The organism is Spirosoma pomorum, assembly GCF_054776615.1.
Map to the genome: position 1 here is coordinate 323,201 of NZ_BAAHBP010000039.1, position 12,467 is coordinate 335,667.

Annotated in this window: 7 protein-coding genes and 1 rRNA gene; 7 read left to right on the plus strand and 1 reads right to left on the minus strand. The window is 44.7% G+C overall.

Annotated elements, in window-relative coordinates; genetic code table 11:
* Positions 1–16 precede the first annotated feature (16 nt).
* The 5 genes from ACYVAD_RS25260 (at position 17) to ACYVAD_RS25280 (ending at position 8,959) form a co-directional block, all read left to right on the plus strand.
* Positions 17–361 (plus strand): hypothetical protein, encoded by a 345-nt coding sequence (locus ACYVAD_RS25260; RefSeq protein WP_461142322.1) that lies wholly within the window; start codon positions 17–19, stop codon positions 359–361.
* A 21-nt stretch (positions 362–382) separates the two neighbouring features.
* Complete coding sequence (locus ACYVAD_RS25265; protein WP_461142323.1) at positions 383–3,685, plus strand: DUF4175 family protein; 3,303 nt, start codon at positions 383–385, stop codon at positions 3,683–3,685.
* Between the two features lie 149 nt (positions 3,686–3,834).
* Positions 3,835–5,694 (plus strand): tRNA uridine-5-carboxymethylaminomethyl(34) synthesis enzyme MnmG, encoded by a 1,860-nt coding sequence (mnmG, locus tag ACYVAD_RS25270; protein WP_461142324.1) that lies wholly within the window; start codon positions 3,835–3,837, stop codon positions 5,692–5,694.
* An 82-nt stretch (positions 5,695–5,776) separates the two neighbouring features.
* Positions 5,777–6,658, plus strand: coding sequence for a class I SAM-dependent methyltransferase (locus tag ACYVAD_RS25275; protein ID WP_461142325.1), 882 nt, complete (start codon positions 5,777–5,779; stop codon positions 6,656–6,658).
* Between the two features lie 537 nt (positions 6,659–7,195).
* A complete protein-coding gene (locus ACYVAD_RS25280; RefSeq protein WP_461142326.1) occupies positions 7,196–8,959 on the plus strand; it encodes a tetratricopeptide repeat protein in 1,764 nt (587 codons plus the stop codon).
* A 51-nt stretch (positions 8,960–9,010) separates the two neighbouring features.
* Here ACYVAD_RS25280 and thrC read toward each other — a convergent pair whose 3' ends face one another.
* Positions 9,011–10,321 (minus strand): threonine synthase, encoded by a 1,311-nt coding sequence (gene thrC, locus ACYVAD_RS25285; protein WP_461142327.1) that lies wholly within the window; start codon positions 10,319–10,321, stop codon positions 9,011–9,013.
* A gap of 118 nt (positions 10,322–10,439) precedes the next feature.
* Here thrC and pruA point away from each other — a divergent pair, with 118 nt between their 5' ends.
* Together pruA and ACYVAD_RS25295 are read left to right on the plus strand one after the other, a co-directional pair.
* On the plus strand, positions 10,440–12,071 hold the full coding sequence (gene pruA, locus ACYVAD_RS25290) for an L-glutamate gamma-semialdehyde dehydrogenase (protein ID WP_461142328.1): 1,632 nt from the start codon (positions 10,440–10,442) through the stop codon (positions 12,069–12,071).
* 331 nt (positions 12,072–12,402) lie between these two features.
* A 16S ribosomal RNA gene (locus ACYVAD_RS25295) occupies positions 12,403–12,467 on the plus strand; the annotation flags it as partial.

Below are 12,467 nucleotides of genomic sequence, written 5' to 3' on the forward strand. Positions count from 1 at the left end.
AAATCAGCCACTTGTAGTGAACGAAAATACATTAAATGAGTCGTGGGAGATCTTGCTCGATCAACTCCAAACGTTGGTTGGTAAGCGCCCTGTAGACTTAAATGCAGTCTTATTTTTGATCGGTGTTCAAGAGTTAGGGCAGGGGCCTAAACGATTCTCTAAGGAAGCGAAACAAGACCTCATGCATATCGCCGTATGCCGGGTATTAAGCCAGTCAGGTTATTACACTTTCGACGGATATGACCAGGATAAGTGGCCTCAGTGGACGCAACTAAAACCCATACCCTCCGGCGATTTAGTTGCGCAAGAAAACTTTTTGAAAGAGCATGTATTGCTTTACTTCCAGGCCGCTCTTGTTTAGTTACTCAATCTTAATAACGTTATGCAAGCCACAAATTCCTACCTGACCTTATTGCAGCGTATTGACGAATACAAGAAACGTTATTTCCAGAATCAGCTTGTCAAGGGTAGTCTTTTCTTTGTAGGGCTCCTGGGAAGTGGTTATTTATTGGTCAACACAGCTGAATTTATCGGACGTTTTAGTACATCGGTACGCGCTGTGCTATTCTTCGGCTTCCTATTTATCGTCTTATCGGGCCTCTATTACCTGATTATCAAACCTTTACTAGGCCTTTATGGGCTAAATAAGCCCTTGTCAAATGACGAAGCGGCTCGTCAAATTGGTTCGTTTTTTCCAGAAATAGGGGATAAGTTGCTAAATACGTTGCAATTGCAGCGAGTTAGTGCCGAACAGAGCGATTTATTGCAGGCTAGTTTGAACCAGCGGTCACAACAACTTTTAATCAACCGTTTCTCAAACGCTATTCAAATCAGTAAGAATAGACAGTTTCTGAAATACGCTATTCCACCCTTGGCGTTGATTTTATTCATCTTGATTATTAATCCTGCCTTTTTTGCGAAGTCTTCCACACGGCTGGTTAATTATAATCAAGAATTTTTTGACGAAGCTCCGTTTCAATTTGTGGTGCAGAATAAGTCGATGAAAACGTTTCGGAATGAGGATTTTCCGCTGTCAGTCAAGCTAACGGGCGATGCTTTGCCAGAAGCCGTTTATGTTGTTACTAATGGTACCCGGTTCAAATTAGAGCAGTCCGGTAATCAGTTTACCTACCTCTTTGATAATCTACAGCGAGATTTAGATTTTCACCTAGAAGCTTCTGGTTTCAATTCAGCCAATTATAAGATTCAGTTGATAGACCGGCCTACCGTTCTATCCTTCAACGTCCGGCTTGATTACCCGGCTTATTTAAATAAACCGACTGAGCAATTAGTCAACGTAGGCAATTTGTTAGTCCCCCAGGGTACAGTAGTACATTGGGAATTTGCCGCTGATCATACTGATTCATTGGCGTTGCGGTTTGCCAACGAGAGTAAACCACTACCCGCTAAACTGACAGATGAGAACATGTTTTCGATTGACCGTCGGCTTATGCAGAATGCTAGTTATACGGTTTCGCTGAAGAATAAACAGATTGCCACACCTTCATTAATTCAGTACAATGTGCAGGTGATTCCAGATCGATTTCCGCAAATTTCAGTCGATCGAATTCAGGATAGTGTTACGTATAATTATATAGCTCTCTCTGGTTTGGTGTCGGATGATTACGGGTTTTCGCGAATGAAGCTCAATTATAAGATCGTCCGTAACGGAAAACCGTCTCCTCAATTCACGCGTGACATCCCAATCAATCGCACGACCACGTCTCAGAATTTTGTGTATAACTGGGTGCTGGATAGTCTGAAGTTAGGGCAGGAGGACCGTCTTGAGTATTTCGTTCAGGTGTGGGATAACGATGGCGTGAGCGGACCAAAATCGACTCGTTCCAGCCAACTGAATTTCATCATACCATCAAATGCAGAGGTTCAGAAGCAAGTCGATCAGTCGGCTGAGAACACCGAACAGCAGATCGATAATGCATTGTCTAAAACGCAGGAGATCAAGAAAGAGCTAAAAAGTATGGAAGAGCGGATGCGAACAAAGAAATCATCCGACTTTCAGGACAAGAAGCAACTTCAGGATGTGCTGAAGAAACGGGAAGAACTAGTCAAGGAAATTCAAAAACTTCAGGAGCAATTCCAGAAAACGAACGATACGCAGCAACGCTTCTCCGAGAAAAATCAGGCGCTTAAGGACAAGATGGACCAGCTCCAAAAGCTGTTTAACGAATTGATGGATCCAGAATCTAAGCAATTGTATGAACAATTGAAGCAGATGCTGGAGCGTAAGCAGGATGATAAAGCGTCTGAAATGCTGGATCGATTGAGTCGGAAAGAACGTAACATGGAACGCGATTTGGACCGGGCGCTTAAGCTATTTAAGCAGATGCAGCTGGAGCAAAAGGTCAACAACATTGCCGAGAATCTGGAAAAGCAGGCTGACCAATTAGATAAACAAGCTGAGCAAAATAGCAAGAAAGACGAAGCTTCGGAGGATCAAAAGCAGCAGCAGGAAAAATCAGAGAAGGATTTTGAGCTGACAAAGGAGCAGTTAAAAGAACTGGAGAAACAGGCAGAGAAAGATCAACTCAACAAGCCTGATGCATCTGAAGAAAATCAGAAGGACGTAGACAATCAGATGAAGGACGCTAAGCAGCAAATGAATCAGAAGCAGAGTAAGAAAGCCTCTTCTTCGCAAAGTAAAGCTGCTAAGTCTATGCGCTCCATGAGCAAAGCTATGAAAGAATCGATGCAATCGGCGGAGATGCAGGAGACGCAGGAGAACATGGATGATCTGCGCGATATTCTCGAAAACCTAATAACGCTTTCGTTTGGCCAGGAACGTATTATGAAAGAATTCCGGGGAATGAGTTTGCAGGACCCTCGCGTTATTAAGCTCTCGCAGGAGCAATTAAAACTTCAGGACGACGCTAAGATTATCGAAGATAGTTTAAATGCACTGGCTAGTCGTGTAGTCCAGATAGAGTCATTTGTCACCCGCGAGTTAACGAATATGAAGTTCTACATGGACGAAAGTGTTCAGCAACTCCGAGATCGTCGTTTGAACATGGCTTCATCTAAACAACAATTTGCCATGACTTCGATCAATAATCTCTCCCTAATGTTGAGTGACGTGTTGAAGCAAATGCAGCAACAAATGAACGCCATGTCTATGCCGGGCAAGGGGAAAGGCAGTAAGCAGGGTAACAGCAAGGAAGGGCTAGGGGAGATGCAGCAGAAGCTGAATGGCCAGATGAAAGACCATCAACAGGGTGGCAAATCGGGTAGACAACTATCCGAAGAACTCTCCCAGATGGCAGCACAACAGGCCATGATACGTAACATGCTTAAGAAGATGCAGGAGAATGCGAAAGGCACTGAAGTTGGTAAACAACAGGAAAAACAAGTTCAGGATCTGATGCAAAAGATGGACGAGACAGAAACTGACCTGGTTAATAAACGTGTCAATCAAAACACGATCAATCGCCAGAACGAAATAGTAACACGCCTTCTTGAATCAGAGAAAGCGTTGAAGCAACAGGAAGAAGACCCCAAACGTCAAGCCGAAGCGGCAAAGTCAATTAAGCGCAGTACGCCTTCCTTTTTCGATTCGACAGGTTTACAGAATAAAGTCAAGCAGGTTGAGGTACTCCGGTCGGTGACGCCTAATTATAACCTGTTTTACAAAAAGGAAGCGAATCAGTATTTGCAGAAAGTAGGTAAGTAATAATTCATTTTTAAAACATTGACCGTTAACCTGGCACAAAGGTTAACGGTTTTTTGTTGCCCTGTTTATTGAAAGATTACTCTTTTCGTAGATTCTTTCGTTTTCTTTAAAAGTTTCCACGTGAAACATTTTCACAAAACAGACCAAATATGCATTCGTCTTACGATGTAATAGTTGTAGGAGCTGGACACGCAGGCTGTGAGGCAGCAAATGCTGCTGCAACAATGGGATCCAAGGTTTTATTGATCACCATGAACATGCACACCATAGCGCAAATGTCCTGCAATCCTGCTATGGGTGGTGTTGCCAAAGGACAGATCGTACGCGAGGTAGATGCTTTAGGCGGTCTATCAGGAATCATCAGCGACAAGAGTATGATCCAGTTCCGGATGCTTAACCGCTCGAAAGGCCCGGCAATGTGGAGCCCGCGGTGCCAGAGTGACCGGGATACGTTTGCCAGAGAATGGCGCAAAGCACTGGAGCAAAATCATAACGTTGATTTCTGGCAGGATACAGTCAATGAGATCTTAGTTAAAGATGGACGCGTTGCAGGTGTAAAAACTACCATGGGCGTTACGTTCTTATCTCAAGCGGTTGTACTAACAAATGGTACATTTCTGAATGGGAAGATGTTTATTGGCGAGAAGGTGTTTGGTGGGGGACGGACAGCTGAGCGTTCAGCAACAGGACTAACCGAACAACTCGTTACGTTGGGGTTTGAAGCAGGACGGATGAAGACGGGTACACCCCCACGGGTGGATGGGCGTAGCCTCAACTATGCGTTGATGGAAGAACAGTTAGGCGACGAAAAGCCTGGAAAGTTCTCTTATACAAATACTCCTACGCTTACCCATCAGCGCAGCTGCTGGATTACGTATACCAACGACGCTGTTCACGATGAACTGAAGACAGGGTTCGAAAAATCACCCATGTTTACCGGACGGATCAAAGGTTTAGGGCCCCGTTACTGCCCGTCCATTGAGGATAAAATAAACCGATTTGCGGACAAAGATCGTCACCAGATTTTCGTGGAACCAGAAGGCTGGGATACTGTAGAAGTGTACGTCAATGGATTCTCGACGTCATTACCGGAGGATGTGCAATACGATGCTATCCGGAAAATTCCCGGTTTTGAGAATGTTCGGATGTTTCGACCTGGCTATGCCGTGGAGTATGATTACTTCCCGCCCACCCAGCTAAAGCCAACATTAGAAACACAGTTAGTATCAAACCTATTTTTCGCAGGCCAGATAAACGGAACAACGGGCTACGAAGAAGCTGCTTGTCAGGGTCTGATGGCTGGTATAAACGCTCACCGTAACGTAAAGGAAGCTGAGCCTTTTACGGTTAAGCGTTCTGAAGGATACATAGGTGTACTGATAGACGATTTGATTACCAAGGGTACAGAGGAACCTTACCGGATGTTCACATCGCGAGCTGAGTATAGAACCTTATTACGTCAGGATAATGCCGATTTAAGGCTGACAGAAAAGGGATATGCTATCGGTTTAGCCGACCAAGAGCGCTATGATGCCATGCTGGCAAAGCGTGATGGACTGGCTACACTGACACAAAGAATTAGATCAGCGAAGGTCAGTCCAGAGGATGTAAACCGCCTATTAGAAGAAAAGGGGAGTGCTCTGCTACGCGAAAAAAGTAGTCTGTATACCTTACTAAAAAGACCAGAAATCAATCAGGACGATGTGCAGACAATCCTGGATACCTTACCAGATTTCCCCCATTTTGATGAAGCAACGCTTGAGCAGACAGTCATTGAAATTAAGTACGAAGACTACCTGAACCGAGAGAAAAGCAATGCTGAGAAATTGGAGAAATGGGAAGGCCTAGCCATCAATCCAGAGTTTAACTATGATAACCTAAAGGCTCTGTCGTTTGAGGGTAAAGAAAAACTTAAGCGTTCCAAACCGGCTACAATTGGTCAGGCTTCTCGAATTAGTGGAGTAAGCCCTTCTGACATTTCAATATTACTGGTCTACATGGGCCGATAAATTAACCATAGACATAGACGGCTTGGTGACGATTGTCTAATTTCGTTACCAGGCCGTTTTTTCATTAATTAACTTCACTCTTTTGGAAACCATTAGCGTTTGCCCCGTCTGCAGCCACCATCATTTCGAAAGCGTATTGACCTGTAAAGATTACCTCGTCAGCAACGAGAATTTTACTATACAACAGTGCGCCCGATGTGGGTTTAAACTGACTAATCCTCGTCCTGATGCATCGTCCATAGGCTCTTACTACAAATCTGACCAGTACGTCTCTCACAACGATACCGGCGGGGGTTTGATCAACACGGCCTACCGGTTAGTTCGCAATTACACATTACAAGGGAAGGTAAATCTCATCAACAAGCTAAACGGTGGGGTAGGGGAGGTACTAGATGTCGGTTGTGGTACAGGTTCTTTTTTGCTGGCAAGCAAAGAAGCTGGTTGGAAAATCCGTGGCATGGAACCTGACGCTGATGCCCGTGCAATAGCTGAAGCAAAACTTACTACATCAATCGATCACAATTTAGAGGCAATCGAGGGTACGCAGCAATTTGACATAATCAGCATGTGGCACGTCTTAGAACATGTTCCAGATCTGAACAAGACAGTCGCGCAGCTGCACTCCTTATTGACAGATAAAGGCACAGTGGTAATCGCCGTTCCGAATTGTGCTTCGTATGATGCTGCTTATTACAAGAGCTATTGGGCAGCTTACGATGTCCCTCGACATTTGCATCACTTCACACCTGATACAATAACCGCTTTATTTAAGAAGCATGGGCTTACACTGGCCGACCAGAAACAAATGCCCTTCGATGCATTCTATATAAGTATGCTTAGTTCGATATACCGGACTGGTAAAACGGACTACGTTGAAAGCGTACGAGTAGGGCTGGCCTCGAACAGACAGGCTAAACGCACTGGTCAGTCGTCAAGTATTACGTATCTGTTTAAGAAGGCATAGTTCGGAAACCTTCAGTGCTGTTAACTGGTATCTTTGACTCCACCGGAAAGCAGGTCAATTCTAAATTAAAAAAGTTAAAATTATCGGTGAATAAGTGTGTGGATAAATGTTACACTCCTGTGGAAAACATGTTTACAAGCAAACGCCCCGGTGTGGAATAGTCTCGGAGTTCTCCACATCCGTAGAAATAGGCCAACAAACTGTGGAGAAACGGAAACATATCAACGTACTCATACACCCTTTATCCGCATGGTCGAGTGTGTATAAAATTTGTACACAAATGAGTGTAAAGTAAAGGCCTACTTTGTGGATAAAGTGTTATTATATTAATAACTAGACAGTTATATGTGGATAAGTAAAGCAATAGTTGTTAATAACATTGTATCTTTATCCACATACACGATTAAAAAAGGTGGACAACATACTTGTTCACTTTTCCACATGAATAATGACTATAACAACGTTTTTTAAAAAAGACTTTTATATAAAATGTTAATAAGGTTAATAGTTGTCATTACGTTGTGGAGCGGCCTTTGGATGAGATCTGAAGCGTGGGCGCAAAACGAACCATCGTTGGCGGATGAATACTATAAAGCCAACGAGTTTGAAAAAGCCGCAGTCGAGTATGGGAAGTTGATCAAAACGAACGTGACCTGGCTCCGGCTAAATCGGTACGTCACAAGTTTAACCAAAACAGGCAAGCGAGAAGAGGCCGTCAAGTTTTTAAAAAAACAAGTGCGGTCCGATGAAGCAAACAAGTCGTACTACGAAGTGATGCTTGGTCAGCTGGCCGAGTTGCAGGGGGATACTGTACAAAGCACAGCACAATACAAGGCGGCAATACAAACGGCAAAATCGGCAACTAGCAAATTAGAAAAGGTCGCTGAAGCCTTCAACGAGATTGGCGAAACGAAGTGGGCTGTGCAGGCTTTCGAAACAGCCCGGGAAGTGAGTAAAGACCCCACGGCGTATAGTAGCGACCTAATGAGTTTGTATCGGTCTACCGGCCAAACGGAGAAAGCGATAGACGAGATTCTGAAAACAGGAAAGCAACCCGAGCGACGGGAGAGTGTATTGGCAGCGCTACAGGGGTTTATCAACACAAAAGAGGAACCCTTGGTGGAAAAGTCGCTGTATACGAAAGTTCAGCAGGAGCCGAACGAACCTGCCTACAACGAGCTACTCATCTGGTATTTCGTACAAAAGCAGAAATTCAGTAGAGCACTACTTCAGGAGAAAGCAACGGACAAACGGCTGAAGCTGGCCGGGAACCGGGTCTATGACCTGGGCATGCTCGCCATGAACAACAAGGAGTACAAAGTCGCAGCGGATGCTTTTGACTACGTGGTGACCACATATCCACAGGGACAGCTGTATCCATTCGCCCGTCGGTTGGTGATCAATGCGCGTGAGGAACAAGTGAAAAATACGTATCCAGTTGATAAAGGTGAAATCCGTAAGCTGATCACCGATTACCAACGGATGCTTGCCGAAATCGGTACGAATGCCAAAACACTTGAAGCGTTACGTAGCACGGCCAATTTGTATGGCAATTACCTCGACAGTAAAGACACGGCGCTGACAGTACTGGATCTCGCTATCGATTTGGGGAAAACTGATCGGAATTTTGTGGATAAGTGCAAGCTGGATAAAGGCGATATCTTTCTCCTGAAAGGGGAGCCCTGGGAGTCTACATTGCTGTACTCCCAAGTTGAAAAATCGCAGAAGGAAGAATTACTGGGGCATGAGGCCAAACTAAAAAACGCCAAGCTGCATTACTACAAGGGTGATTTTACAGTGTCGAAAGATATCTTAGACATTTTGAAACTGGCTACCTCACGTGAGATTGCCAATGATGCTGAGCAACTGAGTTTGTTGATTGTGGATAACACTGGGTTGGATAGTACCGAAGCCGCCATGCGTGAGTATGCAGCTATCGATCTGCTTTTGTTTCAGAACAGAACCGACGAAGCTGTGGACAAACTCAATGGAATGTGGAAAAAATACGGAGAACATAGTCTGGCTGACGAAATACTCTGGCTTCGTGCTAAAACGTACATGAAGCAGGGAAAACAGGCTGAAGCACTGGAGGACTTAAAAACAATTACTACCAAATTTCCTCAAGATATTCTGGGCGACGATGCGCTGTTTACGCAGGGAAAAATCTACGAGGAACAACTGAAGGACAAGAATGCTGCGATGGAAATCTATCAGAAGATACTGACCCAGTATCCAGGTAGCATATACGGAGCTGAAGCGCGAAAACGATTCCGACTCCTTCGAGGGGACGTAGTAAACTAAACAAAAAAGCCGGATTCATCGTCCGGCTTTTTTGTTTAGGCAAAATGAGCGTTAGGCTACAGTCTGTAGTAAAGATTCTTTAAACGCGTCGTATTGCGCTGGGATACGAATACTTTGCTTTGTCCGATCTGACAGAATAGCGAGCCGCTCTGGTACCTCTACGGCCTGACCAATGACTTCTTCAACCAATGGTTTAAATTTCGATGGGTGAGCTGTTGCCAGTGAAATCACTAAACTATCCGAGTTGACGCTACGCTGGTAATCTTCGCCACCCATAATCCCGATAGCCGTATGCGGACAAGCTACATACTGGTAAGTCTCAAATATTCGCTTCATTCCTAACCGAGTCTGTTCGTCATCATAAAAGTAACCTGATACGTTACTCGTGATCGTGTCGTAATCATTTCCATAAAGGTGAGCCAATCGTGGGAAGTTGCTGGGCGCTCCCACATCCATGGCGTTTGAGATCGTAGCGATTGACGACTGGGGCGTGTATACGCCTGATTTCAAATAGGCGGGTACAACCTGATTAAGATTAGTGGATGCCACGAAATGCTGAACGGGTAATCCCATTTGTTGCACCATAACGCCAGCACTCAAATTGCCGAAGTTGCCACTAGGGGTGGAAAAGATGATAGGTTTACTGTGATGCCGGTTCTGACCATAAGCCCGGACGTAATAAAATCCTTGCGGAATCAACCGAAAAATATTGATTGAATTAGCCGAGGAAAGAGCCAGGTTCGCATTCAACTCAGCGTCGACGAAAGCCTGTTTGACGATCGCCTGACAATCATCGAACGAGCCATCTACTTCAAAGGCCTGTACGTTGCCACCGAGAGTCGTCAATTGTTTCTCCTGCAAATCACTCACCCGACCGCTTGGGTACAAAATTGATACCCGAACCCCTGGCACATTGTGAAACCCCATAGCCACTGCTCCGCCTGTATCCCCTGACGTAGCAACAAGGATGTTAATTTCTTTATCGCTCTTCTGGGAGTAGTAAGACATCAAGGCAGCCATATAGCGAGCTCCCACGTCTTTGAAAGCTAAAGAGGGCCCGTGAAATAACTCAAGCACACTACTTTTTCCAGGTACCAAATCAAGCGTTGGCGTATCGAATGGAAAAGCATGATGGATTAACTGCTCTAGCTCTTCATTACGGATCTCGTCACCAAATAAAGCTTTACTGATAGAAAAACCGATGTCTGCCAACGATTGCCCGGCAATATTTTCAAAAAATTCTACACCTAATGTTGGTAAAGGTGTAGGCATGTATAGCCCTTTGTCAGCAGGCATACTATGAAACAAAGCTTCCTTTGCCGAAACAGTTACCTGTGGATTATTCGTACTGTAAAAACGCATAGAAGTAATGGAAATAATAACGCAAAGTACGGTAAATCAGAACGTAAATGTGGAAAACTTACCTGAGTAGGTGGATAACTGGATCAATACGTAACTTTGCAAAAACAGACACTTCATTATGTCACTTGGATTTTTCAACATACCAACTCCGGTAAATGAGCCGGTCAAAGAATACAGACCAGGTTCACCAGAAAGAGAAGCTGTAAAACAAGCAATGGCTGCGTTTCGTGGTCAGGAAGCTGATATCCCGATGTACATCGGCAGCGAGGAAATCCGTACGAATCAGAAAATCAGACTAGCCCCTCCGCATGATCACCAACATACGCTTGGCTATTTTCATGAAGGAACGGCTGAGCATGTCAATAAAGCGATAAAAGCTGCTTTATCCGCTAAAGACGCATGGGCTTCGCTGAATTGGGAGCACCGGGCAAACATATTTTTGAAAGCTGCCGACCTGCTAGCTGGTCCTTACCGAGCGAAAATCAACGCAGCTACCATGCTAGGGCAGTCCAAGAACGCATACCAGGCCGAAATTGACTCCGCCTGCGAGTTGATCGACTTCCTGCGATTCAATGCGAAGTACATGGCTGAAATTTATTCGCAGCAGCCAAACTCCTCACCAGGCGTTTGGAACCGGCTAGAATATCGTCCCCTGGAAGGATTTGTGTTTGCCTTGACGCCATTCAACTTTACGGCTATTGCTGGTAATCTTCCTGCTGCGCCAGCCATGCTTGGTAACACAGTGGTATGGAAGCCTGCCTACACGCAGGTTTTATCGGCCAATGTTTTCATGGAAGTGCTCAAAGAGGCAGGACTACCAGATGGAGTAATCAATCTGATTTACGTCGATGGCCCGGTAGCTGGCGATATTATTTTTAATCACGCTGATTTCGCTGGCATTCACTTTACCGGAAGTACGAAAGTTTTTCAGACGATCTGGGGAGAGATTGGAGCAAACATCCACAAGTACAAAAGTTATCCGCGTATAGTTGGTGAAACCGGTGGTAAGGACTTCGTGTTAGTGCATGAATCAGCTGATGCCGACGAAGTAGCCGTAGGTCTGGTACGGGGCGCATTCGAATACCAGGGTCAGAAATGTTCGGCTGCGTCGCGAGCTTACGTCCCGAGTAATCTATGGCCAGCGGTAGAAGCCAAAGTAAAACAGTTCATGAGCGAGATAAAGATGGGTGGGGTAGAGGACTTCACCAATTTCGTTAACGCAGTTATCGATGAACGTGCCTTCAAAAAGATTGCTGCCTACATCGACGAGGCAAAAAGCAGTGATCAAGTTGAAGTTATTGCGGGTGGAAATTACGACAGCACTGTTGGATACTTTATTGAACCAACTGTCATTAAAATACGGGACCCAAACTATCGAACCATGTGTGAAGAAATCTTTGGACCGGTTCTTTCTGTGTACGTGTATGAACCCACTAAGTTCGCTAACATCATAAAGATCGTCGACAGTACATCAGAGTATGCCCTGACTGGCTCCATATTCGCCAAAGACCGTTACGTTATCGAAGAGGTGTCTAAAGCCTTAGAAAACGCAGCTGGAAACTTCTACATCAATGATAAGCCGACAGGAGCTGTAGTGGGACAACAACCCTTCGGGGGAGCTAGGGCGTCAGGTACAAATGACAAAGCCGGTTCAGCATTAAACTTATATCGTTGGTTATCAGCTCGTACGATAAAAGAAACATACGTGTCTCCCAAACATTACGGCTATCCATTTTTGCAGGGGGAATAATTTTCAAGATTTTTTTTGACAAACTGTTGCGTTTAGCCAAATAAGCCCATACTTTTGCACTCCCAAACACGAGAAAGGCACTCGATCTGAAAAGATAAAAGACTAATCAAAGTGTTTGGGAGTCAAGCAAAAGAGAGTAAAAAAAATAAATAAAAAGCTTGACAAGGAAAATGCAAACAACTACCTTTGCACTCCCAAACGACAACAGATCAGCAACGGTTGATCACCATCTCGAAAGAGAGCAAGTTCTTTGACGTATTGACATTAACAGGTTAGCACTAAATTAAGGCTAATGACAACGTAGCTGATTTATCAGTTACAAATAATATTTACGATGGAGAGTTTGATCCTGGCTCAGGATGAACGCTAGCGGCAGGCCTAATACATGCAAGTCGA

Coding starts and splice junctions, on each gene's coding strand:
- ACYVAD_RS25265 (WP_461142323.1), top strand. CDS start 383: ATGCAAGCCACAAATTCCTACCTGACCTTATTGCAGCGTATTGACGAA.
- mnmG (WP_461142324.1), top strand. CDS start 3,835: ATGCATTCGTCTTACGATGTAATAGTTGTAGGAGCTGGACACGCAGGC.
- ACYVAD_RS25280 (WP_461142326.1), top strand. CDS start 7,196: ATGAGATCTGAAGCGTGGGCGCAAAACGAACCATCGTTGGCGGATGAA.
- thrC (WP_461142327.1), bottom strand. CDS start 10,321: ATGCGTTTTTACAGTACGAATAATCCACAGGTAACTGTTTCGGCAAAG.
- pruA (WP_461142328.1), top strand. CDS start 10,440: ATGTCACTTGGATTTTTCAACATACCAACTCCGGTAAATGAGCCGGTC.